This window comes from Faecalicatena sp., from assembly GCF_058819085.1.
This window is the reverse complement of record NZ_JBZUUL010000008.1, coordinates 1-25736: the sequence shown is the minus strand read 5'-3', so window position 1 is coordinate 25736 and position 25736 is coordinate 1. Positions and strand designations below refer to the sequence as shown.

General features: G+C 45.0%; 22 protein-coding genes. 1 reads left to right on the top strand and 21 read right to left on the bottom strand.

Going from position 1 to position 25736, the window contains the following annotated elements:
- Nucleotides 1-105: 105 nt before the first annotated feature.
- The 13 genes from AC4OGX_RS05450 to AC4OGX_RS05390 form a co-directional block, all read right to left on the bottom strand.
- The gene (locus tag AC4OGX_RS05450) at nt 106-1395 is read right to left on the bottom strand and encodes a DUF5702 domain-containing protein (RefSeq protein WP_493328962.1); all 1290 of its coding nucleotides are present in this window, start codon (nt 1393-1395) and stop codon (nt 106-108) included.
- An 85-nt stretch (nt 1396-1480) separates the two neighbouring features.
- The gene (locus AC4OGX_RS05445) at nt 1481-1645 is read right to left on the bottom strand and encodes a Flp1 family type IVb pilin (RefSeq protein ID WP_493328980.1); all 165 of its coding nucleotides are present in this window, start codon (nt 1643-1645) and stop codon (nt 1481-1483) included.
- Between the two features lie 76 nt (nt 1646-1721).
- Nucleotides 1722-2960 carry a secretion protein F gene (locus AC4OGX_RS05440; protein WP_493328960.1) on the bottom strand — a complete coding sequence of 413 codons (1239 nt, stop codon included), beginning with the start codon at nt 2958-2960 and terminating at the stop codon, nt 1722-1724.
- Between the two features lie 53 nt (nt 2961-3013).
- Nucleotides 3014-3754 (bottom strand): type II secretion system F family protein, encoded by a 741-nt coding sequence (locus AC4OGX_RS05435; protein WP_493328959.1) that lies wholly within the window; start codon nt 3752-3754, stop codon nt 3014-3016.
- Entirely contained in the window at nt 3654-4913 is a 1260-nt protein-coding gene (locus AC4OGX_RS05430) for a TadA family conjugal transfer-associated ATPase (protein WP_493328979.1), read from the bottom strand. The genes AC4OGX_RS05435 and AC4OGX_RS05430 overlap by 101 nt, the downstream gene beginning before the upstream one ends.
- A gap of 17 nt (nt 4914-4930) precedes the next feature.
- Nucleotides 4931-5854: a P-loop NTPase family protein gene (locus AC4OGX_RS05425; RefSeq protein WP_493328957.1), complete on the bottom strand. Its 924-nt coding sequence runs from the start codon at nt 5852-5854 to the stop codon at nt 4931-4933.
- 265 nt (nt 5855-6119) lie between these two features.
- Nucleotides 6120-6329 carry a pro-sigmaK processing inhibitor BofA family protein gene (locus AC4OGX_RS05420; RefSeq protein ID WP_493328955.1) on the bottom strand — a complete coding sequence of 70 codons (210 nt, stop codon included), beginning with the start codon at nt 6327-6329 and terminating at the stop codon, nt 6120-6122.
- 244 nt (nt 6330-6573) lie between these two features.
- Nucleotides 6574-7062, bottom strand: a complete 489-nt coding sequence (locus tag AC4OGX_RS05415; RefSeq protein ID WP_493328954.1) for a deoxycytidylate deaminase — start codon at nt 7060-7062, stop codon at nt 6574-6576.
- Nucleotides 7063-7082: 20 nt separating this feature from the next.
- A complete protein-coding gene (gene upp / locus AC4OGX_RS05410; protein WP_493328977.1) occupies nt 7083-7712 on the bottom strand; it encodes a uracil phosphoribosyltransferase in 630 nt (209 codons plus the stop codon).
- Nucleotides 7712-9238, bottom strand: coding sequence for an L-threonylcarbamoyladenylate synthase (locus AC4OGX_RS05405; protein ID WP_493328953.1), 1527 nt, complete (start codon nt 9236-9238; stop codon nt 7712-7714). The genes upp and AC4OGX_RS05405 overlap by 1 nt, the downstream gene beginning before the upstream one ends.
- Before the next feature lie 132 nt (nt 9239-9370).
- Nucleotides 9371-10072 carry an N-acetylmuramoyl-L-alanine amidase gene (locus tag AC4OGX_RS05400; RefSeq protein ID WP_493328951.1) on the bottom strand — a complete coding sequence of 234 codons (702 nt, stop codon included), beginning with the start codon at nt 10070-10072 and terminating at the stop codon, nt 9371-9373.
- Between the two features lie 121 nt (nt 10073-10193).
- Nucleotides 10194-12209: a glycosyl hydrolase family 18 protein gene (locus AC4OGX_RS05395; RefSeq protein ID WP_493328950.1), complete on the bottom strand. Its 2016-nt coding sequence runs from the start codon at nt 12207-12209 to the stop codon at nt 10194-10196.
- A gap of 157 nt (nt 12210-12366) precedes the next feature.
- Nucleotides 12367-12636: a hypothetical protein gene (locus tag AC4OGX_RS05390; protein WP_493328949.1), complete on the bottom strand. Its 270-nt coding sequence runs from the start codon at nt 12634-12636 to the stop codon at nt 12367-12369.
- 418 nt (nt 12637-13054) lie between these two features.
- Here AC4OGX_RS05390 and AC4OGX_RS05385 point away from each other — a divergent pair, with 418 nt between their 5' ends.
- Nucleotides 13055-13774: an adaptor protein MecA gene (locus AC4OGX_RS05385; protein WP_493328948.1), complete on the top strand. Its 720-nt coding sequence runs from the start codon at nt 13055-13057 to the stop codon at nt 13772-13774.
- A 135-nt stretch (nt 13775-13909) separates the two neighbouring features.
- Here the strand turns inward: AC4OGX_RS05385 and AC4OGX_RS05380 are convergent, their stop codons facing one another.
- The 8 genes from AC4OGX_RS05380 to AC4OGX_RS05345 form a co-directional block, all read right to left on the bottom strand.
- Nucleotides 13910-14119, bottom strand: coding sequence for a DUF1858 domain-containing protein (locus AC4OGX_RS05380; RefSeq protein WP_493328947.1), 210 nt, complete (start codon nt 14117-14119; stop codon nt 13910-13912).
- A 729-nt stretch (nt 14120-14848) separates the two neighbouring features.
- The gene (locus AC4OGX_RS05375) at nt 14849-15955 is read right to left on the bottom strand and encodes a C40 family peptidase (RefSeq protein ID WP_493328946.1); all 1107 of its coding nucleotides are present in this window, start codon (nt 15953-15955) and stop codon (nt 14849-14851) included.
- A 380-nt stretch (nt 15956-16335) separates the two neighbouring features.
- A complete protein-coding gene (locus AC4OGX_RS05370; protein WP_493328945.1) occupies nt 16336-17334 on the bottom strand; it encodes a transcriptional regulator in 999 nt (332 codons plus the stop codon).
- Nucleotides 17335-17537: 203 nt separating this feature from the next.
- A complete protein-coding gene (locus tag AC4OGX_RS05365) occupies nt 17538-18299 on the bottom strand; it encodes a hypothetical protein (RefSeq protein ID WP_493328944.1) in 762 nt (253 codons plus the stop codon).
- A gap of 57 nt (nt 18300-18356) precedes the next feature.
- Nucleotides 18357-18854 (bottom strand): hypothetical protein, encoded by a 498-nt coding sequence (locus AC4OGX_RS05360; RefSeq protein WP_493328942.1) that lies wholly within the window; start codon nt 18852-18854, stop codon nt 18357-18359.
- A gap of 158 nt (nt 18855-19012) precedes the next feature.
- The gene (locus tag AC4OGX_RS05355) at nt 19013-19540 is read right to left on the bottom strand and encodes a hypothetical protein (RefSeq protein ID WP_493328941.1); all 528 of its coding nucleotides are present in this window, start codon (nt 19538-19540) and stop codon (nt 19013-19015) included.
- Nucleotides 19537-25353, bottom strand: coding sequence for a hypothetical protein (locus AC4OGX_RS05350; protein ID WP_493328939.1), 5817 nt, complete (start codon nt 25351-25353; stop codon nt 19537-19539). Before AC4OGX_RS05350 ends, AC4OGX_RS05355 begins: the two co-directional genes overlap by 4 nt.
- Nucleotides 25354-25475: 122 nt before the next feature.
- On the bottom strand, nt 25476-25736 hold a 261-nt coding region (locus AC4OGX_RS05345; protein ID WP_493328938.1), incomplete at its 5' end, for a hypothetical protein.

The window sequence follows — 25736 nt, the reverse complement described above, 5'->3', positions numbered from 1 at the left end:
ATAATTTTCCTTTCGTAGATTTTTTATATGGGATCTATCACTCTTCCGGTAGGGAGCCCGGAAGTTATAGAAGAAAGGGCATCTATACTGGGTTCAAATCGCATTCTATATCGTTTCATATCCAAAGTATGCCGGAAATTCATAAGTCAGCCCCTCCCGTATGACCGCCTTATTCTGAAGTCTTAATTTTACAACACAGGAATCAATACGAAAGTCGGGATTCCCCTTTTCCAGCTTCAGGTTTTGTTCGATCCGGTCCAGCGCCTTCATTGTCAATGTGTTTTCATCCTTCAAAAACAGAAGAATTCTCAGATAATCAGTATAAGTAAGTCCGCCTTCCACATCCATTCCATCCTGTACATCCTCCCCCGTTCCAAGGGTCATAAGAGAGGACAAGGATAACTGCCAATTCTCACTGTTCTTGATGAGCGCCGTCTTTTTCCCTGACATGAGGGCTCTCAGGTCTACAATACTTTCACCGAACGCCCATGCAGCGATCAGTACCTGTTTTACGATTTCCGCGACCGCCGGAAGTGCTGCCAGTGTTGACAAAGTGAGAGCCAATGTCTCTGCCTCTGCCTGCTTTGCCGTATCCGTCTGGAGGTACAGATAATTAATTCCAAACCGCACACCAAGCAGTTTTTTCACCGCTGACTCTAAATTTTCCATATCCGACGCCTTTTCACCGATCATATACTCGATCTCATAAGATAAGCTTCGATTTTCTCCTTTTGCCTCTACTGCATTACTAAACTTTTTTAGCAGATACTCATGGAATAACAGACGTTCCTCCAACCCATCCATCCCCTGACGGGTATAAAAACTGCCTCTTCCGCTTCTTAGCTGTCTGCCTCCCGGCTGTTCCCCCGGTACGATCTGCTTATTAGAAACCTGGTACCCCTCAGGCAGGACTAAGTTCAGGATATTGGACTGTTTCAGATCTGCTACATTGGGAAGAGGATTCTCTTCTGCCGGCAGCATACTTTCCCCCTCCTCCAAAACATCCTCAAGCTCCTGGTTCCACTCTGCATCCTGACGTTTTATCTCTTCCCCCTTAAGCTCTTGTTCTTCCCATACCCCGGTCATTCCCGCCAGATCCCGGACAATAGAGATACCATAAGTTTGTTCCATGTAATCCAATACCTGCTCCCGAAAGGCACTCCCATTAAGGTCTGTCACATACTGGATTCCCTCCACATCATGCTCCATACCTACCGTCCCGAAATACCGCATCCTGTTAAGCAGATTTTCCTCTTTACAGGTCTTTGTACCATAGCTTCCATCTATTGCCAGAATCTCATATTCTTCCAAAAGCTGTTTCTGATATTCTCCGAATATCGAAAATAATGCACGGTCTGCATCCAATCTTTTTTGGTTTTTTGACACCTGCAGCATAGTACTTTCCAACATCGCGGTGATGAATGAAATAAGGAGCACAAAGATCAAACTCAGAAATGCTGTTATTTCCCCCCGTTTCAATTTAAATCCCCGCACTTTCACTCGTAATCTTGTCAAAAATAGAGTTTACAAGGCTGATCAGCTGATTCTTAAAAATCAGAATGAGGGCTATGATCACGACTAATATGAGGATCATCTCTACCACCGATAACCCCGCATTATCTTCCAAAACATATTTCACATGCATTATTTTTTGTTTCACCTTATATTTCAAATTTTTTATCTTTTCTTTCATATTCCTTCTCCTTCTTCTCTTATCTCATTTATATCTGGATTGTAAAAAACGCAGGGACAACAATAATTACTAACACCACTGCCAGCATCATGAACATAGGGCCTAACAGCTTTGTACCGGCCTCCTCCCCCAGTTTTCTTGCCTGGTTTTTTCTATCCTCAAAAGCATCCACAGTCTCCTTTTTCAGCAGGTCCGTCAATCCTTTTGTACCTTTCCGCAGATTCTGGGACAGCATTGCTCCGAATTTTCGGTAAGAGGTAAGCCCGCATCTTCCTCCAAATCTTTCATAACACTCTCCTTCTGAGATACCTCCCTGGATTTCATGCATTGCATAGACCATCTCTTCATAAGCTGCCCGTTCCCCCTTTTTCTCCTTCTGTCCTTCATAATCCCGGGCAATCTTAAACCATGCCTTTCTAACAGTCATTCCAGCTCCAAGGAACAGGGTAAACTGGCTGATTAATTGCGGATAATCAGCTGTAAGCTGCCTGTTACGCAGGTCCCTTAGCTGCTTCTTTTTCTGCTTATCCAGTGCAAACACGGCTCCTGCCGCCGCGGCCCCCAACACAAAAAGTCCTCCTGAACGCCCATCCTTGGCATATTTCCACTTAACTTGCTTACCATCCAGACTATCCGGGAGTACCAGATATTTCTTCTCTTTACTTTCCTCCTCATTTTTCTGGACCTGTCTTGCCAGCTGCTGGACCATCCGCTCCTTTTTACTCAGCTTAGGCGGAAATACTTTTGCATAAAATGTATGTACTGCCTCTTCTTCCCCACTGGAAAGTGCCGCCCTCAGCTCCACCAGAGACCCCTCCTCTTTCAGCTTGTCCTCCTGAAGTTCCCCCATTACGTTCATAACCGAATAGTCCCCCAGCTCCCAGGAAACCGAAATCCCAGTGTCAGGGATTTCCTCGATCAGTCTTAGGTCATGCCTGACTTCATCCAAACTGGTATTCTCACCCAGGATCAAGGTCGCCAGCTGGTCTGCCGCCTGTTCAAATACCTGTGGGAGTTCTTCCCTGCTAAACTGCTGCTCCGAAACGGTTACGGTCAATGGCTCCTTTTCACCATCAATAGAAACCTCCAGATCGATATTCTGCTTTCCTGAGCCGTATTCTCCCCGTTCCAGCACACTTTTCCCCGCCTTATTCTGATCCGGCGTCCGGTTGTTATCAGCGAGAAATACAAGCAGTGAAACAACACTTGCCGACAAAAACACCATTCCCATTCTTCCATATACCGAATCCCACTTATTGAATCTCATACCGTTTCCCCTTCACTCCTTTCGATTCAAAGTCCGGCAGGACCACGACTATCCTAAACCTCAATATCCACTAAGTCCCTGCCTATCTTGTAAGCTGCCGCGTAGATCCCCAGACATACGCTCATCAGTACCACTCCCAGCAGGTTGCCATACAAAACACCCATAAACTCAGGAAATGCCAGACGCATATACAGGATTATCCCAAAGGGAATGACACACATTACTTTAAATTCCAGCTTTTTCGCTGCCAAGAATGTCTGAATCTCCTTTTCCACCTCTATTTTTTCACCAATATCACGTACTGCATTCCTAATGATCGTAATACTGTCTCCGCCGGTCCGTTTCGCAGTGATAAAAACAGTCACAAAACTATCCACATCCTCCTGATCGACTCTCCCTGCAAACTCACTTAGTACCTGCTCTGCCGTCCGGTTCATATCCAGCTGATGAATCATCCTGTTAAACTCCTTCTGTATTCTGCACTCTTTGCAAAAAAGCGGCTTCATATCCCTGGCAGCTTCACGGACTGCATTCTCCACAGAATAGCCGACATTCATTGCAGAGGCCATGGCCTGTATCCCGGTTCTGAATTGTTCCCGGAACTCCAGTTCCTTTTTATGGCACTGTTCCTTCTGCCATTGAACCAGATACAGGCACACTCCCGGAATAATAAGAAACACCGACAGCCAGGAGTCATAAAACAGGAAGCCCGCTGCTCCCATCAGCAGTATTCCCCTGGCCAGCGCCAGCAGATACTCCCGGGGCCTGATATCCTGCTGCCAGCAGCTTTTCACAATGAGTAAGTTCTTTCCCCTTCATAAGGCGTCCTTTAATCTTCCCATCTTCCATTCCCTCCTCCTGAAATTCATATAAACTCTGTATTTTGATCACTCCGTTCTCATACCCCAGAACCTCCGCGATCTCCAGGACTTTTCTGCTCTTATCCCTCAGCCGCCCTAAATGAATGATGATATCGATGGCCGAGGCAACCTGTCTTTGTATTGCCGTGAGAGGCATATCGATTCCCATCATCATCATAGTTTCCAATCGATGAAGCATGTCCACCGGATTATTGGCATGCCCTGTTGACATCGAACCGCTGTGTCCATTTAACATTGCTGATGAGATCATATCCACAGTCTCATCCCCCCGGACCTCTCCTACAAGAATCCGGTCCGGCCTCATCCTAAGTGCAGACTTGATCAGATCCCGTATACTGACTGCCCCTTCTCCTTCCAGATTAGCATTCCTCGCCTCCAGCCTCACAAGATTAGGGACGCCTTTGATCTGCAGCTCTGCATTGTCCTCAATAGTGATCAGCCTCTCATCCTTTGGAATATAATCCGACAATGCATTTAAAAAAGTCGTCTTACCGGAGCCTGTCCCTCCGCTGACAAAAATATTATATTTCGCACATACCAGCATCTTTAAAAAGTCTACGGCCTCACGGCTGATACTCCCCCACATGATCAGCTGTTCCATAGTTACCTTTTCCTTCGGAAACTTACGGATCGTCATAATGGGGCCGTTCAATGCCACCGGCTTTAATACCACATTCACACGGGAACCATCCTCCAGCCTTGCATCCACGATAGGGGATGCCTCATTGACATAGCGGTTCGTCCCCGCTACGATCTGCTGGATCACATCCTCCAGCTTGCTGCCTGACACAAACCTCTTATCTGATTGAAACAGCTGTCCGTTTTTTTCCAGAAAAATGCTATCCGTTCCATTGATCATGATCTCCGTGATCTCTTCATCCTCGACAAGATCCTGCAGGATATCCAGCTTCCGAAATGCATTAAACAGCTCCCTGCTCATATGGATCTTCTCCTGCAGAGGCATATACTTTTCTTCGCCAGCTTCATTGAGGGCAATATGGATCAGATCCAGTAATTCCTCATCTGTCATTTCATGTCCCATATCCATCTTCTTAAGGACTCTGTCATACATCTGCTCGATCCTGTCCACTAAGCCTCACCTGCCTTTAACGGGATCTTTTTCTGTACGGTATGTTCCAATACATCTTCAAATCCCATCCGCCTTAGATTTTCCGTATACTGCCCCAGTTTTGCCAAAGAAACCGGGTCCTCGGCAAACAGGGTGTACACAGTCTGGCAAGTCCTCAATATGGGATACAGGCCTTTGATCCCGTCTCCCAGATCTAAGATCACGCTTTTATAAATGCAGTTTGAAAAGACCTCCCTGAGTAATTTCAGCCACACCTCTTCTTCCACTTCTCTTAAATCCTGGATCACAGGCATTGGCGCTATATAGTCCACATCGCCAAGCTGTCCTGCCATTGCACTGATCCTCAGCCCCAGATTGCCCTTTTCCTGGCGGATATAGTACAAAAGATCACCCAGGTTCTGTCCTGTCTGATCGGGAAAATAAAAGCTCCCTCCTGAATACTCTTCCAGGTTTAAATACAGGACTGGCCCGCTTTTTGCCAGTTCCTTTCCCAGCTCCAGCGCAAATTTGGTCTTGCCTATCCGGTGTATAGGCGAGTAAATACCGATCAGCTGCCCATCCGATGTCTCTCTTCGAAACCCCAGCTCCTCTTTATCCATGGACTCCTCCAGAATCCGGGCCAGAATGGCGTCAACAGACTGATATTTATATATGCCCTTCTCCTCTGGGAGAAGTTCTTTTTCATTTCCCTTCACAAGCACATAGCGCTCATCTGCGCAGATCTCCTGCCTTTTTTCAGCTGGGAATTCCTCTCCCAGCAACAAAATGTGGATCTTCTTTTTCTTGGAAAATGCCTCTAAATGTTCCAGGCTCTGGAACAAATGCATCTGGAATCCCAATTCCCTGCGCGCTCCCAACGCCTGCATCAGATTCCTGGCATACTCCTTCTCCACATCACAAATCACAAAATTCTTTGGATGCAACGTATCCCTCCTGTTCAGTTATCAATGTGTTAAAACTTATAATCCTGTTAATCAATTAATTGAATTTACTGCTGCGAACTATGCAGCATGACTCGATGATGATGGTTAGTACTCCCCTATTAGCCTAACCCAAGATACATAAGGCACAAAATCCTGTGCCTGTATGAGACAGCAGCTCGAACAACTGCTGTGTGACTCGTATTATAAACACGCTTTTTCTAAAAGTCCATACCCAATTTTAAAATACTCCCTTTTTGTGAAAATGTCACAAATTTTGGTAGAACAAAATCCCATAAAGCAGGCAGACCCCAGGAATACCAAGGCTTCCGGTTGTCAAAAAGGAGACTGCGTTCAGACCCACATTTAATGTGTTATCTCCCGGCAGAAGATACTGGTTGATGAAGTAAATAAGCCCCATCCCAAGAATTGCCCGGACTATAAAATTTACAATCGCAGACGCCAGTTTATTTTCCATAATCACATATCCTCCACCATTTGCATATATGATATTTTATTCGCTTGGTTCCTGATTTATGCCGTATAAGTGAGAAAAGGGACAGAGCAGTCTTCAAAGGGGTCAGACCCCTTTGAAGACTGCTCTGTCCCCTTTTGAATCTTTCCATGTTTTTTCACACAAAAAAGCAGGCCCCTAATTTTAGGACCTGCCTTACTATCATGATTTATTTTTCCACACGTTTTCCACATTGGTCTGCAGCGGATCACAGCTTGATCGTCACCTCACGGTTTGTCCTGTGATACTGGTGGTAACGGACTCCTGCGGCATCCATCATCCTTTTGGACGCCCGGACTGCCGGGGTGTCTGCGTACTTATCACAGTCGTATATCACCTCTTTGATCCCGGCCTGGATAATGGCTTTTGCACATTCATTGCACGGGAACAGAGAAACATACAGCTTTGCCCCTGCCAGACTGCTGCCATTATAATTCAGGATCGCATTCAGCTCGCTGTGAGTTGAATAGACATACTTTGTCTCAAGCGGGTCATCCCCTTCCCTCGCCCAAGGAAATTCGTCATCGGAACAACCGATCGGAAATCCATTATATCCCATGGATAATATCTTATTGTCCTGGCTGACGATACAGCATCCGACCTGCGTATTCGGATCTTTGGAACGCATGCCTGAGAGCATTGCCACTCCCATAAAATACTCATCCCAGGACAGATAGTCTTCTCTTTTATTTGACATCTACTATCGCTCCTTTCGATTTATTTTGTTCCGAAAATACGATCTCCCGCATCACCGAGTCCCGGCACGATATACTTATGCTCATTGAGATGATCATCCAATGCACCAATGTAGATATCTACATCAGGATGCTCCTCCTGCATTCGTTTTACCCCCTCCGGTGCTGCGATTATACACATAAAGCGGATTCTTTTTACCCCTTTATCCTTCAGCATCTGGATAGCCGCTGTACTGGAGCCGCCTGTTGCCAGCATCGGGTCCACCACGAAAACTTCTCTTTCATCACAATCAGCCGGAAGCTTGCAGTAATATTCCACTGGTTCAAATGTTTCCGGATCACGATAAAGGCCGATATGTCCTACCTTTGCAGCCGGAATAAGTGTCAGCATCCCGTCAACCATTCCCAGCCCTGCTCTTAAGATCGGCACAACTGCCAGCTTCTTTCCTGCCAGTTCCTTTCCTGTCATTTCACAGATCGGTGTCTTGATCTTCACATCCCCAAGCTTTAAGTCTCTGGTCGCCTCATAGCACATCAGGCAGGCGATCTCTCCGACTACCTCGCGGAATTCCTTTGTTCCCACCTCTTCCCTTCTGATGTAATTGATTTTGTGCTGAATCAGTGGGTGATCCATAACATGTACTTCTGACATCATTCTCCTCCTTTTGTAAATGTATTTAATTTATTTGTTAACTTTTCTATTAACTTCATGAGTATTTCATAACATTCCCCATATGCAGTCAATGGCTGCCCATAAGGGTTTGGGATCCGGGTATCATCTTCCAGAAATTCATTTAAAGTATAGACATTTTTGACATTTTCATACTCAGATAACACTTTGTTTTTCTGACTTTCATCCATTGTCAGAATCAGTGTATCCTCATGTATATCATCTTCGGTAAATGCAACGGAGGAATGTCCCTCCAGAGTCATCTGTCCGCTTTTCATGATCGCCTCTGCCTTTTGGTTGACAGGTTCGGGAAACAACACGATCAGCCCCCGGGAATCAACCGCATACTCCTGTTCCAGGTCCTGATGCCTCAAAAGCTCCGCTGCCATCGGTCCCCTGCTTGTATCCGTATTGCTCAGAAATATGATCTTCCGGTATGTCTGCTGCTCTACAATCGGTGCGGCAGCAATCCTCATATGTCCCGCGGCCTTTACCAGCCGGTTCATGATCGCATTCCCGATTCCCTGCAGCGCAAAGGATTCACTATAGATCGCATCCACGTCCTCCTCGTCGAATTCCCGCAGTACCGTATAAAGATTCCTTGCGATCGTTTTCTCATTTTCACGGGTCCCGATGTTTTTCACAAGTCCATGTGTATAAAAAGCCTCCGTCTCATTGGTTGCAATGATCCCCACACTCTTCCCCTCGCGGAAGGCTGCATATGCAAGCTGCCGGATGGCCAGCACCTCTTCCCTGAGATTTCCCTCCACAATGGTAAGCCTGGCTTTCGGCGCATAATGACGGTACTTCATCCCCGGAGCTTTGGGCGCCTGCTCACTCTCACTGCCTAAGATCGTCTCATCCATACTCACCGGCCCGATCACTTTTTCCAGCATTTCAGCAGTGATCGCACCCGGACGCAGGATCATCGGCGGTTCCACTGTCATATCCAGGATCGTAGATTCCAGTCCGATATCCACGCTTCCCCCATCCAGGATCATCTCTATCTTCCCGTCCAGGTCCTCCCTTACATGCTCTGCTGTCGTAGGGCTTGGACGCCCGGACGTGTTGGCACTCGGCGCAGAAACGAATCCCCCCGCCGCCAGGATCAGCTCCCGCGCGATCAGATCGCTTGGCATCCTCACTGCAACAGTATCCAGGCCTCCAGTCGTGCCATACGGAACCTTTTCACTCTTTTCAAATATCATAGTCAATGGCCCCGGCCAAAAATGAAATGCCAGGTCCTCCGTCTTGGACGGAATATTCACGGCAATCTCTTCCAATGCCTGCATATCTGCGATATGCACGATCAGAGGATTATCTGATGGACGTCCCTTTGCTGCATAAGTCTTTTTTGCCGCCTCCTCATCCAAGGCATTTGCTCCCAGTCCGTAAACTGTTTCCGTTGGAAATGCAACAAGACCGCCCTGTTTTAAAATCTTTCCAGCTTCTGATATGACTGTTTCGTCAATTTGATTTACATCAATTTTTTTTATAATTGTTTTCATAGGGTTCATTATACCATTTTTCATCCTAAAAAAAAACTATCTTTATAAATTCCTGGTTTCCGCAGAATACCTGCCATAACGATTCCCAAATATTTATCCACATAAACATTTGATTTTCTCTAAGTTATCCACCTATTTGGCCAGACTTTTCTTCACGCCGTCGCAGATCGCCTCTGCCAATGTATCCTGGTACTCCTCATTGACCAGTTTTTCAGCCTCCTGTGAATTACTTAAAAATCCACATTCCACAATGATCACCGGAACTTCTGTTTTTTTCAATAAATAATATGTATCGTTGGCTTTTGCCTGCCTTTTATTTTCCGGATCAGCTAAAAGAAGCGCTTCCTGCATTGTTTTAGCTATATTCTCCCCATCCTTGGAATGAGTATAATAAAAAACCTGTGAACCATGAATGCTCTCCCCCGGATAACTATTCTGATGAATACTGACTGCAAGTGCCGGCTTTGTCTCATTAATAATGGATACACGCTTTTTCAGATCCTCTGCCTTTGAATCGGCGATCCCATTCTCATCTTCCCGTGTCATGATAACGGCAAATCCCTGCTTTTCCAGGCTGGCTTTCACTTTCTTCGTGATCTGCAGGTTAATGTCCTTTTCCAAGGCCTGATTGATGCCAACCTTTCCGGGATCGCTCCCACCATGCCCGGCGTCCAAAACTACCACCTGTTTTCCTTCTGCTTTCGCCTGTGCTGCCGTCTGGACTCCTTCATCTGCCATGTAATTCTGATATAGATATTCCCCTGCCTTTTGACTTCCTGCCACTGCACATCCCAGCAGTACTATGAGCACCAGTATTCCTAATTTACGGCGCAAAAAAACATCCCCTTTCCCATATACTATTCCTAATATATGCGGAAAAAGGATGTTTCTTTCATGAAACTAACAGGATACCAATGTATTACAGACCAAAAGCTATTTGATCATTGCTGATATCTTAATTGATATACTGAAGAATGATATCCCAGATACCTGATTTTTCCCATCCGAGCCGCCACTCTGCAACCCCGGCAAGATCATTTTCCTTGATCAGCTTTAACTTCTCTTCAATAGACTTACTGTCCTCAAGCCAGATCTTATAGGTTCCTTCGTTCGTCTCCCATTCGGCGTAGTTCTGTTTTGTCTTATCATCCCATACGGCCTCTGCTCCGGCAGACTTGACTGTGTCCTCTGCATCCTCCATTCCCAGAGCCGTACTGGTTACCTTGTCTGAATACTGGGCCGCCTCTGTTCCTGCTTCTGCTTCCAATTCAGAAGCGGTCTTGGGAGTCTCAAGCCACAGCCTTGTATAGAATGGGATCGCATTCACAAGCTTTTCCTTCGGTATTACCTTCAAAGCATTCTCGATCCCGTCCTTAACATAATTATAAGAAGCAACGGAGCCGGCTTCGTAAGAACCATCCGTATGCTCATCATAACCCATAATGATAACGTAATCAGCTATGATGCCCTGTTCCTTCAGATTATAATGCTCATTATACGGCATTGGTACATAATTATTGATAGAGAATACAAGGTCATTCTGTCTGCACTTCACGGATAATTCTCTTACAAACTGAATATAATGCTCCCCGCACTCCTGGGAGATCAACTCGAAGTCCAGATTGATCCCGTCAATCTTATTCTGCAGTGCCGCCGCGATCACCTGATTAATCAGGTTTTCTCTTTTTGAGGTATAACTCAAAACCTCATATGTCTCGTCATAGGAGTTGATTCCCCCATGAAAATCACGCAGTACAGCCCATACATCCAGCTTGGACTGATGTGCATAGTTTACATAATCAGAATTGGCAATGGATGAAATATTACCATCTGTATCGGAAATACTGAACCATGTCGGTGCGATCGTGGTCAGTCCCTTTGTTCCTGCCACGGTCTCAAGCATATAGCCGTTGGCTGTGTCATTCTCCACATTATGCCATGCCATATTGATCTTATGGTCCATCGATATATTCGTATATACAGGCTCCTCAAATTCCCGGCTTGTCACTTCCTTGACCGGTTTCTTTAAACAGCTTGTCTTAACATAACCGATAAATCCATCGCTGGTACGGACCTTCATCCAATCATCTTCATCTTCCAATACCCTTACCTTGTCAGACTTCTTGACTTCCTTCAATATCGGGCTCTTCACCCCGCCCAAGACTCTGACCTGGGTATCTCTTTTCAATGTAGAGACTGTATGCTCGCCCCAGTCCGTTTCGATCACTGCCCTTTTAGGTACTGCCTTGTCCTTGCTCTCATATACTTTGTATTCCATGTTGGTATATTCCTTGATAAAAGCAAGAGCTATATATGCAGTCTTTCCATCTGTCTTTAGGATCACATAATCTTCACTTTTCTTTTCTTTAATATCTGAATACTCTTTGCTGCCCACACCTACAGATACGCTGCCGTTGGGCAGTGTATATAGCAGGACACTCTCATTAGAATCCCAGTAAAAACGCTCGTTGATATAGTCTCGTACTACAGAATATTCAATATATGGAACTCCATCAAATACTTTTCCTCCGGCAGAGCTCTCCTCAAGAGTACCGATCACCTGATCATTCACTACAACAGCAAGATCATCCTCATTCTGTATCCCATAATATTGTTTCAAATCGGCTTTCTCTTTAGATGAGCCGTATCTTTTCCAAAAAAATAATCCACCTATTAATACAATGATCACAACAACGAGAAGAATGGCTCGTATGATCATATTCCTTCTTCTTCTCCTTGCACGGCTGCTTCTTCTTCTCTGATTCTGCCCGCCCGGCCTTTGGCCGCCTGGTCTTGGACCGGCTGACTTTAGACCGCCTGACTTTGGATGATTGGGTCTGGGGCCGTCAGTTCCTGCGCTATTGGTACGGGTACTGCCCGCTCCTGATGCGCTTCCGCCTGGGCGTCTTCTCTGTGCATTCTGCTGCCTAGCCCTTTGGACATTCGCAGCTCTTTTTTCTCTTTCGTCCATGCCGCACCTCCTATTCGCCCCTATTATACCTTATTAAGTATTGTTAGTTCAATAAATATCCTATATTTTTTATATCTATGAGAGTTTCACCGGACAAGGCCTATGAAAACGGATATTATAAATCCGCTTCTTAGATATCCTGATGAGATCAAATACTTTATAAATGCAGGCTTTCCGGCATTACGAGGGGATTTTCCGCCTGGTTATCTTCATTAATATTCACAAATACAAGTGATTTTATGTATCCTTCCGGGTCGATGATATAGTCACGCATATAGCTGCCTTCCTCGCGGATCATATGTGCAGTGACGATCTGCAGAGGGCTGACTTTGCCCCCGTCCATCAACATGCATATCCCATGCTTTTCATAACCCTCCAATTCTGTGTATAATTCCCTGTAACTATAAACTGTACTGCTGCTTTCCATGATTGCTCCTTTCCCTGCAGACTCGGATAAATAGAAATACTGCTCTTACTTTCGCCCTACGGAAGTTTCGTGACGTACCACCGGACAAAGCAGTCTGGAAGATAGATTGAATCTACAGTTCCCTCCTCCTAAAAAAATTCCTAATGACCATATTTCTAAAACTGACTTCTAAACTCCTTTCGCATAAACATTTATCTATCCAGGAATACTATCTTCTGTAACTGCCATTATATGCATCACATATATCCATTTCAATGTGTTTATTGTTCATAAGCCATCCACATTTGTTGATAATAGCAAATAACGTAAAAGTATTATAAACTCTTTCTTAATTTCCTTTACATCTAATTTATTTTTGTTTATACTAACAGTGAGAAGATATATATTTTGATATTACAATTCGTAAGGATGTGATTATATGAAAATCGAAAAACTGAATGACAATCAGATTCGCTGTACCCTGACACGCGCCGATCTGGCTGCGCGCCACCTCAAGCTGAGCGAGCTTGCTTACGGAACCGAGAAAGCGAAGTCTTTATTCAGAGATATGATGCAGCAGGCGTCTTTCGACTTTGGCTTTGAGGCAGAAGACATCCCTTTAATGATAGAAGCAATTCCTGCTTCTGCGGATTCTATCGTACTGATCATAACAAAGGTAGAAGATCCGGAAGAATTAGACACCAGATTTTCCAAGTTCACCCCGTTTGGTGAAGCAGACACGAATGTGCCTGAGGTTCTGGAGAAGCTGGAGGGAGCAGAGGAATTTTTGAATTTGCTGAACAAGGTAAAGGAGGCTGCAGCAGACACCAAGGGTACCCCTACCGTGCCGGATGCACCGGCTCCGTTCAATGTACGCCTGTTCTCTTTTGAAAGCATGGACCGCGTGATCCAGGTCGCCCATCTTCTTGGACCTGTATACCACGGCTCCAACACGCTTTACCATGATACGGAGAACGAGTTATATATCCTGGCGCTGACCCAGTCAGACCACTCAAATAATGAGTTCAATAAGATCTGTAACATGCTTTCCGAATATGGCTCCCTGGAAAAAGCTTCCGGTGCCACACTTGCCTTTCTGGAAGAGCACTGTGACATCATGGTATCCGCAGATGCGGTCCAGAAGCTTGCTTTGATATAAGGAAGAGAGCAAAGGAGCATGGGATCATTCCATAGCTGTCAGGCTTGTGGATAAAAATATTGTCATAAAAAAATACCCGGCAGGTTGTCCCTGCGGGGTATTTTTATGCGGAAAACTCCGCACATGGTCATTCTATTATTTACCTGCTGCATTCATTGAAGCATTAATCTTTTCAACAAGCAGATCGGAATCTAAACCATGCACCATTGCAGCCTCTTCCAGAGACTCCATCTGTGAAGATGGTCAGCCAAGACAGTGCATTCCTATTTCCATTAAGATAGGAGCTGCTTCCGGATAAACATTTAACAATTCGCCGATTGTCGTGCTTTTAGAAATCTGAGCCATTTCTTTTCCTCCTTCTATTATTCAGTGCTTTTTATTATAATCCCTATTATTGAAATAATCAACCGTGGAAAACCTTAATTTCCTATAAATTCCATTTATCCGCCAGGGTAATTTTCTGAATTGTTCGTGCAATTTTTTTCACTTTTTGACATCTCAAAAGTCAATAATTTTAATGATTTTTTTCGACAAATAATTAATTTCATCATAACTTAACAAAACATCCGTTCTTTTTTTTAGAAAAGTAATCCACATAAAACACATGTTTTTGTGTGGATAATGTGAATAACTTTGCTAAAAACTATATTTTTCCACGTTTTTTTTCGTTTTGAGTGTGGATAAGTTGAAAACTTCTTTTTTCACTCTTTCGACATTATTTTACATTTTTGTGCACATTGTCTATGCCATCCTTTTCACATTTCCGCTATTATTCGAGGTTTTCCACCACATAATGTCAAAATGTACAAACAAATAATTTTGTTGATAAAATTATATCCGCCTCATATTTTTATGTTCCTCCCGTGTGATTCGTTTTCTTCTATAATAATGTGGAAAAATGTAAAAGAAGCGGCACGCAAGAAAAGTTTCTTTTTGTGCAGCTTCCTTTATTCTATATTTTATTTTATATGATACAGTATTTATCAGACTCCTGATATTCTCCCCAATACTGTACCCGCACTCCCTGTGCTTAAATACTCTCCACTTTATTGATCTGGCAATGATATTCTCACTTTAAAGTACACGCCTGATCGTAATGATCGGTGCATAATTTGCAGTGCAGATACCGATGCCGTCTACCTCGTTCATCGCATTGACGATATTGCCGTCTCCCATATACAATCCGACATGACCGTCATATAATACGATATCTCCCGGCAGTGCTTCCTCATAGCTTACCGGTGTTCCCACATTTTCCATATCCCATGTCGTACGCGGCAGGCTGATTCCAAAGTTTGCGTATACAGACTGTACGAATCCCGAGCAGTCCGCGCCTTCTGTCAGGCTCGTTCCTCCCCAGACATACGGATTGCCGATGAACTGGCACGCGTAATCTATGACTGCCTGTCCACTTCCTGCCTGGGCCTGAATTGCGGCGGCCTCCTGTGCCTCCTGCTGCTTTCTGGCTTCCTCTGCCTGTCTTGCAGCCTCCTCCTGAGCAATTCTCTGCTCTTCCTCTGCCTTAGACTCAGCGTATGCATAATCCTTCTGCACATCGATGTAGTCACCGCACACCCAGCCGGACACTCCATTTACCAGGACCGGATACCATCCGTCTACGGGATCGCCGGTTACATCATACTGTTGTCCCGCTGTGATCTGGGTCACAATATTGGCCGATGTCCCCTGTCCGTCTCTTACATTTAGCAGATCCGCAGTAACAACTGCCTGATTCTGCTCGTATTCTGCAGCATGCGCCTGTGCGTCATTTCCTGTCCACAGACACTCGGCGGGCACATAACCCTCCACGCTGCCGGATCTAATCTTTGTCCAGCCTTCATGATATTCAAGCACCTCGGCTGCCGAATTCTGATACAGCTTGCCGATCCAGTCGCTTGCTTCATCCGGGGCACTTCTAATATAAGTGAAATCATTCACATTAGAAAATGCCATATTTAAATACTCACCCTTGTCATTTTCTACCAGATATAGATTGATATTCTCCTTTACATTCGTCTGGTAACTTTCTTTTACGATTGATTCAATCCCTGCAACCGGAATCACCGGGACAGTTTCCTCATCACTATCCGCAGCCCTGACCGTCATTGCACTCCCCGGGACCAATATCGCTCCTGCCAAAGCAGAAAGAATCAATTTCTGCTTCATACACATTGCTTTCATATTAAAACCTCCTTTATGCCTTTTGCAGCATAGCCGCAAATCCGCCCGCAGAACATCTTCGACTTGATATTCTACAGGTGCAAGTGTCTTTATCTTTTGTAGGAAGTTCTAATTGTTACATAATTGTTAAATTTTGTTACAACGTTATTATAGCAACACGTACCCCTTATGTCAATATATTTCAAGGTACTTTCACGTTACATACTTCGACATCATCTCCAAAAATCTCCTAAAAACAGGCCCTGAATAAACCTGTTTGTTAATTATTTTGTAACATTTTATCAGTTCTATTCCTTCTATATAATTAATTAACAAAACTTTAATAAAAAAAACACTTCATAGAAAGAGGCCTGCCTCATTCTATGAAGTGCTGCTAAAATTTAAGAATATTCTGAAAACGGAGAGCAAAAGGGTCTGACCCCTTTGCTCAGTTCCTGCTTTAACTCATCTATATTTGTAGAAACCTCTAATTCCCCGCCCATCTTCACCACATCAAAAATAAGCGGATGCTGCTCGCCCCAGCCGGGCTCTGCCGCTGCTTTTTGGCTCCACATATAGTATGCTTCTATAAATCCGTCATGAACCAGACGTTCAGCCTGCAGCCTGACATTGACTGCCTCTTCGAAGCTCTCATAAGTTCCCAGGCAGAACTGTCTTCTCTTGAATCCGATCACGACCTTGTATTTTCCGTTACGTCTTCTGTAGATTCCACGGAAACCGCTGGTATTATCCCGTCGGTATTTTCGTCTCTCCAAGATTTCCACACAGGTTCCATCAATCCTGTGGAGGGTATTGGGAATATTTTTCTGGGCCTTCTCTTTTAAGCAGCCACAGCTTTTACAGGTTCCCTGGACCAGAGCATCCTCCGTCACATCCGCAGAATTCCCGCATTCACAGATGCAGTGCCAGTACACGCTTCCCTTGCGGTCTCTTTTATTGAGCGGATACTGTGCAGTCAAAATGCCAAACTGCTGGTTTGTTAGATCTTTCCGATTATAAAGATGTCTGTGTACCGGGTTCCTGCAGCTCCGGGTTTTCCCTGCTTTCAGATCGTGCGCAGAGATCACCCGTTTTGTACCGCAGGAGCAGCGGCAGTCCCACATCACTCTTTTGTTTTTGTTTGGTACCCGTTTCAGAACCGTCCACTCTCCAAAACGACGCCCTGTCAGATCCTCCGCAATTGACCCGTTTCTGGCAGTGGTCTTTGGAATACATCCACAATGGGTCACAGTCCCTCTTAACAAACGTTTCGTATTCACGAATGCCTCACCCCCGCATTCGCATTCGCACCGCCAGACAAAATATCCATCTTCGTGCCGGTCCGTCCGTTCCACTGCCTTTAAAAGTCCAAACCTCATTCCTTTCAGTTCTCGAGGCATATGAATTTCCTCCATCCATATGAAGATAGGTTCTTCACTATGTTTTTGATTTTATGTACCAAAAATGGCCGCCACCTCTCGACGGCCATTCTTATGCATGGTCTAATGTGAATGATACTTCATGGTTCTCCTCAATATATACTCTGCGGGCATTTCCGCCAGAAACCGCGGAACAGAGAATACATATTGCTTTTCTATTTTTCTTACTCCTCTTTTCGAACCTCCAGTATGGTTTCAGAACTGCCTCCATTCAAAGGCTGCGTCTTATCTTCCAGGGAAAAGGTATCCATTTTTACCATGACCGGATACTCCCCTTCCGCCATCTTTCGGTTCAGCGTCACCTCTGTGACCGCTTCTCCCGGCGGAACCAGTCCGCTCTCGTACAGGATCTCCCCACTTTCCTTTAACACCAGTGAAAACTTGAAATAACACGGGTTTACTTCCGGGTTCCAGAGTGCCGCATACAGTTTATCGCTGCCTGCAGCCATAACGAGACTTTCATAACCTGGCAATGCGATTTTCGTAGGGTCCATCTCCTCAGAGACCTCGATCTCCGGTTTATACTTTTCTGCTCCCAGATCAATTCCCAGCTCCGCCGGCTGTTTGTTTCCATTCATGGAAAATAGCAGAAAGCATAATGCCACCAATACAGCTATGGAACCCAACAGCATGGCCAGTCTTTTTCTGCCCTGGTCCCGCAGAACCGCAAGGCATTCCCCTTCCTGCGTTTCTACATAACCATCCACCCTGTAACGGAATCGGCTGCTGTTTGTTTCCCATACGGGAAGTTCCCCTTCCGGATATAGAAATACTCCCATTCTCTGTTTTCCGCTCGTTCCGATCATGCCGGACGCTGCGCAGCGGGCCTTTTCCCTGGCCTCTCTGCCGCCGTAATAACAGAGCGTGGATTCTCCCAAGTCCCACCTCTGGTCATAATCCTCTTTTTTTTGGTATTTCCATTCCAAAACCTTCACCTCTTCCTGCTATTTTCCTTTTACCTTCTATTTTCTCTTTGACATTAATTATTTTGTATAGCTAACTGTATAAGTAAGGGTATCTGTATGTAACCCTGCTTTTGTTGCATTTCCCGTCAATATTGCTTTTCCAGCCTTTTTTCTGCTGCTGCTGTTTAATACAGCTACCTCAATATTTGTATCAGTCATGAGCTTGCCATCATATGTCAAACTATAGCTGACAGCATCATCACCAGACCCTAACTGCAAATGATAGTTATTGCCAGATTTTACAGTGACAGTGACATCGCCTGCTGGCAGCGCTGTTTTTTCTACCAGTTCTACACTTGCATCAAGTTCTTTGTTTGTGTCTGTAAATACGATAGAAGATGGGATCGTTACCACCCACTCCGGATCTGCCGGATTTTCTGGATCTGGGATTTCATTCTGGTTGTTGTAGGAAACCTCTGTGGTTCCTGTTCCTTCAGCCGCGGACACCCCTAATGTAGACATAGAGAGTCCCATTGTCATTACCATTGCTAATGCGATTACTTTTTTTGCTTTCATTTCATTTCCTCCTAATTGTAAAAAAATTTTTTATGAGACCTAAGGCTCTATGGAATATTTATATATTCTGCCAAAGCAGTAATATATCTATCAGATTACTTTTTCTTGATTCCCATATTGGATCAATCTTTCTATGTGTTTTTACTATCTGTTTTTATTTATGCTTTTCTATGTACGTTTTTTCTAACGATGCAGATTCCTGCGCAGGCTGCAATTGCTGCAAGCATCAAAAGCAGGTACTTCGCTATATCCGATGAGTCTCCTGTTTTCACCGGGTGGGCAGATATTTGTTCAAATACGATGTTCAGACTGCTGTCTGATTTTCCCATACGAATAGTCAGCTTGGAATCCTGAATCTTACTTTTCATATCCTGGATCTTTCCGTCAGCTTTATACTCTGCAGATTTCAGACGGTATCCCTGATATGGTTCCACAAGAAAGGTCTTCTCTGCCCCTTCTTGCAGCTCATATGTAAGGATCCCCTCCTTGATTATCTGCGAGCCGTCCATGACACGCCCTCCACCACTGACACTCAGTGTCAGTGTGTGGAAAACTTTTTTCGTTCCCGGTTCATATCTTACCTGAATGGAAGTTCTGTTCTCTCCTGCCTGCACAACATGGGTGTTGAGCCAGACTCCTGTAAATAGAAGACATGCCGTCAATAACATCAACATTATCTTTTTCATGGCTGCCCACCTCCATATTTTATGGTAAAGTTCATCACTCCACGGTAGGTATTCACCGGCTTCTTACGGTCAATCTCTGTCTTGATATACAGACTGCCCCTGTCTTTTCCGGGCACCCTATACTTGAGTTTCATGATCGGTGCTTTTGCATCCTCGTATTTTGTTCCGTCTGCGTAATATGTAAAGGCTTCATAACTGTCTTTCCCTGCCGTTAAAACGATCCTCTGATCCGGATAAATCTCTACCTCCGGAATTTTATCCGGCTGGACATCCCCTGCTGTATATAATCTAAGCTCCTCCTTGACACCTGCATAGAGATTATCCATATCCTTAAGTTCAAGCTCTGCCGGTATCATGACAACTGCCGACGGGTCATTCAGGACGTAGACTTGTCCCTCAACTTTTACAAACCTTATCATACCGTCGTAATCCCTATACCATACCTGAACGGTGACTGTATGGTATTTACCAGGTACGCTGGTATTGACACCGTCCAGGTTGATCTCCAGATCATTGCCTGTAACTGCTATCTCTTCACCCAAATAGTTCTGATAGGATGCTGATACATCCAGTTTCTTAAGTATGTCCTCCCTGGATGCATCCTTTGAAACTGAGACATTATCATTGAAGTCCACTGTCGGCACATCGTTGACATAGATGGTCCGAGTCTCTGTAATGCTGTTATTCGGTGCACCGCTCGTATCATCTGTCGCCTTTAATACGGCCCGGAAACTGCCGCGCTGAAAGGTCTCAACTTCACTATCTACAGTAACAGCCGCGGACACATCGGTGATCGTTCCCGTTTCATCGATATGCTTGTAAAACGCCTCCACCTGATACGCCTCATCCACATTTCTTCCGACAAACGTGGTGAGATCCTCGAAATCTTTGAACTGAACCCTCCCCTGTACAAGTATCTTAAATGTCTTTGTATCTTCCGGACGCGGGCTTCCATCTTCATAGGTAAGGTAGTGATGTGCACTCTTTATAGTAATCTCTTCCACCGAAACCGTTTCCAGGGAAACCTCTGGATTTGAAGATTCTACTGGCTCGTAATGATATGTACCATCCGGATCCTGATGTCTTGCCCGGATTCCAGAAAGTGTAAAGTGCTCTCCCGGTGCCTGGCGGCACTCTAAAATATCCCCAAGCTCCTGGAACTTGGCATCCGTCTCTCCAAGACCAAACTGCGTTGGCCCGGCTACGCTCAGCTTAGCAACCGCCTCCACTTTATTGAATTTCTGATCCATCACCTGATATGTGATCTCATAGGTTCCAACTGTCTGCATCATGTGCAGCAGCTCTTGATTTTCGTATATGCCGTTTCCGTCGCTGTCTATATCCTGCGGTACTGCTCTTCCTTTTTTGGTCACGGAAAGATCCGGTCCCTCTGACTGCAGGATCCTTGTGATCTTTGATTCTGTGATATCAGAGTCTCCTTTTAATGCTTCAAAGAACGTACTGCTCATCAGGTAGGACATGATATCGTCTGACGACTTCACCCCATCCGTACTTACCCTTTTAATATCATGAGTCGTAACTGTAGGTGCATTACCATCAACCTTTACGATATTGACCATAATATCCTGCTCTGCCTCACTGGAAGCAATTCCCGCAGCCAGATCATCCACCGCTGTCACTACAGCCGGATAGCTTCCCTCTACACCGAATTTTACGTTACTTAGATCAATGCTCACTTTTCCTTCTGTCAGAAGATTAATAGTCTCTGTCGTACCATCTTTGGCTGCATGTATTACCTCAGAAGATATTTGCAGAGAATCTTTATAATCCTTCAAAAATTGTTTCTCCGGATCTGCAGCGGATTCCGTATAATTAACAGACACGTTCACGCTTTGTGCTGACAAACTTATCTTTCCATGCAAAAGCAGTGTATGAGCTTCTGTCGTCTTTCCACCTTTCGGTGTAACTGCCACGTAGTCGCCTTTATAATATCCCGGTTTATTTAACGCATCGATATGTACCGGGGTTTCGCTTCCATCTGCTTCCATCTTCCGGTAATTGTTAAGCTCGATACTGCCATCCCCTGCCGGGCTGCTGTAATCGAACGTCTTTTCCACAGCCTCTCCCGGAAGATCCGGCGCCTCTTTCCATGTCACAGAAATCCTATCCCATACCTCTAAGGATTCTCCCACTCTTGTCTCCAGATCCGGGGCCCCATGTATCGTAGGAAGTCCATGTACCCAGATCAGGATCTCTTTGGAAGCCAGGCCTCCCTGGGTATCCTTCGCTTTAAGCACCACTTGGTAGGTTCCCGGCCCTTCTGCCTCTCCATTTTTGTTCACCGGTACATCACCGATCACCTCAATAGAAGATACGTCGATCTGATCAAAATCATCGGTTACTGTCACATTTGCGTCCCTTAACAGGTCAAGTGGTTCTCCTTCGTTCTTCTCGATGTCATTTGCCGTAATCACAGGCGGCTGCGAAATTTCAAGACTCACTGTTTCTACATCCGTGCGCTTCTCTCCGCCCGGCAGACGGTATGTCACACGAAGTTCTGCCTCTCCGCCTCCTGCATTTTGATCCACTTTACTAAAATCATATTCGATCCTGCCGGTCAGATCCTGTGTCTTTCCGTCCGGAAGCTCGATCGCCGCCGATGCCTGGATAAAGGCTTTCAACTCTTCTTGTGTACTGTTCTTTTTCACTCTTACCGATTTCGGTGCCGTAATGGATGGCAGTCCGTAAAACCAGATCTCTTTTTCCAGAGTCTCCTGATTGCCGGCATCTGACTTTGTAATCGTATCCTCCGCCTGATAGGTTACCTTTTCTATTTTCGGGGTATCAGAAGTCAATGTGCTGCCTTTATCGATCGTAACATTCACTTCTGTCCAAGCCGGTTCTTTATCTTTAAATGCCTGCATAAATCCGGCAGTTACCGTGTTCAGTTCCACTGTCTCATTTATAAAATAGCTTTCCTTTTCGATTGCTCCCTCAAAGGTGATCGGCCCATGTACCAGAATATCCTGTACGAACTCATCCTGCGGACGCGGATCATGGGTTCCCGGATAAAATTCATAATGATGTGTTGTTCCATACGTTGCCTGAAATGCTCCGATCTCAGTAAGGTCCGGGTTCGTCTCTGAAACTACTACAACAGGACTTTCATGTTTCACTGTTCCATTACTGTCTATATGGTATGCCAGCACTCCTGTGGGAGTGAATCCTCCGTTTTTTCTCTGCCGGAAATTTACGAGGCTGTCTGCAGGCGTTCCTTCCTCGACCTTCTTGACAAAGTAGGTTTTGCCTGCAACATGAATCATCCATTCCGCCTGTACATAATTATTATCTTCGTCAACTGCATAGTAGACCATCCGGTACATGCCTATGGTTTTCAGCATCTGTTCCAAAGCGGCCTCATCTGTCACATCAATTGCTGCCTGATCTGACAAATCATTTGGATCTACCTTATGGATTGTTTTAATCCCACTTTCCTTGATTCCTTTTCCGGAGTCCATTGGTTTTCCATCCTTATCGATATCATAGATATCTGCAAAGTCCAGGAGCTTCTGGTAGATCCCCCCCTGTGCTGCGATCGTATCCGTTTCTATCACGTCAAGGCTTGCTGTTGGAAATTTAATCTCAGGTGCATTTCCAACCACGTCCTGTACGGTCAGATACAGAGTCAGCTCTACTGTTTTATCCGAATAATTCTCTGCCTTGTCTGTCACCTGCAGTACTAATTCCACCGTCTTTTTATCCTGTCCCTCAGCCAGTGAGAAATCCAGCTGGCTGATATCAGTCTTTGCAACGATCTTATCGCTTAAATCCACGTGAGTAATGCTGCCATCCGTTTCCGGTGTATCCACTCCGGCTTTCAGATCTAGTCGTGTTCCGTAAACTTTCAAGAAGTCCTCCAGATTATCGAACCTCTTCTGTGTTGCTGTGGCAGGGATCGCAATATTATTTCCGGTCAGTTCTACCTTTCCTCTGATATAAACATCCCGATGAGCAGTCGTCTTTCCGCCCTTTGGTGTCACAGCCTCATAATCACCACTGTATTTCCCGGCTTTTTCAAGATTCGTAACCGGATTTCCATCAGAATCAACCGTATTTTTCAGACTCAGACTGCCTGTCGAAGGATCCGCCGGATCGATCAGAAGTTCACGCGCCCATGTTGCCACGGTTGATTCATCCCAGTAAACTTTTACATCCCTGTAAGGATCCAGGCTGTTATCCAGTCGTTCATAGTAAGGAGGCATGTTCTGTGTATCATATGTTTTTCCTGATAAGTCCTTGAATTTGGGAAGTCCGTGCACTCTCACCTGTAGACTTGTCATTGTAAACCGCCCATCAGTATCAACAATAGTATACTGGACATATTTAGTCCCGGCGGGTCCCGTTATGATTCCATCCTTATCCGGTCTGATTTCTTGGGAGTCTACAGGAACAGAACTAACAACTTTTATGTTGTTCCGTAAAGTTACAGGATCATCGTGGTCATCCCACACGATTATGTTATCAGGATGTCTAGCCTCCCAATAATCTCCTACATTCTTATGTACCTCGAACGGTATTGCAAAGTCTGGTTTTTCGTTATGTTCAACACGTACCTTTGCGTTTTCTTTGACCCGATTTCCATCTTGCAGATCATATGAAACTTCCACCTCTGTTTCCCCCGGGGCGATCCCTTTCAGCACTCCATTCTCATCTACTGTTACAATGGATGGATCTTTAGAAACAAATTCCATATTCTGGGGAGGATCTGCCGGATCAGCTTTATAGGTTATTTTATATTCTTTTGTTGAAGGTGTACGTGCTATATACACTTCCTGGTCCAATATACTCTTCTCTGCTTCAAGGATTTCCAGATCCAAATGTTCTGACTTGTCTTCTGTTTCAATTTCAGCTCCCACATTTTTTTCCTGATCAACCTCTACATCGTCGTTAACGATCATTGAATCTATGCTGCACGTGATACGAAGTTCGCTTGCAGCCTGCACATCCTGGCTCTTATCATTTTGATATTCTGCGCTGATCATATACTGGCCATTTGTCTCCGGCTTTGCGTTTTTTATGAATTCTTCCTGCAAAATACCGATCTGCAGTCCGATCTCCTGCTGGCTGTCCATATCCGATAAAATCATAGTGACTGTTTTTCCACCATCACCATTTTCATTCACCTGGATCTCTTTCATAAGATCTGACACAGCCGGGGGGGTCGACATACTGATATACTGAGGAAGCTTTAAAATGATCTGATTACCGGCAGTACCTGCTGGTATTACTGCACTGAGGTTTAATGTAAATGTCTTCGCCTCAGCAGACCAATTCTCTTTCTCTAGCATAAGACTCCCAGTCTCTAAATCCTGCGGCTTTTCTTCCCCAGGCTTTGTCTCCTTGGGGGCATCCTGGGAATGATCTCCAGGCTTTGTCTCCTTGGGAGTGCCCTGAGTACTGTCCTCAGGCTCTGCTGTACCCTGTGCAGCCTGGGGCTTTTCTGCCGGGCTGTTTTCCTTCAAAGTTACAGCTGGCACGTCCGTCCCGGGGCTGACAGTTGGTATGTCCGTCTCCGAAATATTATTTGGTATCTCTATCTCAGGAGCCTCTTGTTTGGGCGCTTCTGTGCCTGCTTCCTCAATACTGGCCTTTGGCTCTGCCGCCGGGGCCGTCACCTCCGGCTGCTCTTCCTGGGGCGTCTGGTATTCCGATTCAGAGTTTTTTTCCTGAACAGTATTCTCTTCCGCCCTTACATAGAGTGTGACACCTTGTACCTGATCTACAATCAGACAACTCAGCATGAGACCCGCAAGTACACATCTCAATCTGCGTCTTTTTTTCTGATTTTTCATTTTCTTCTCCTTCCTTTTTCTTATTCGAATACTTCGAGAGCTTCCATCTGCTCTTTAAATTCTATCCTGATCCAAAATATTCTATATAAACCAGCCTCTTCATGATCGTCTCTCCTTTATCCTTAAGATTCAGATTCTATATTCATTAAAAAGCACCACATAATATCCATTATGTGGTGCTTTATCCCCATGAAAGCGGCAGAGAAACAAAAAAACCAACTTTTGACCGACCATCTTACCCATAAGGCGGCTTCAAGAGCCTTCATATAAAGAAAACGAAAGGCTTCTTTGGAAAATCCTTTTAAAATATTTTCTACCGGAGGCCTTATTTTGGTATAAAAATTTATATAATTTAGGTAGGAATTCAAGTATATCATCAGAAA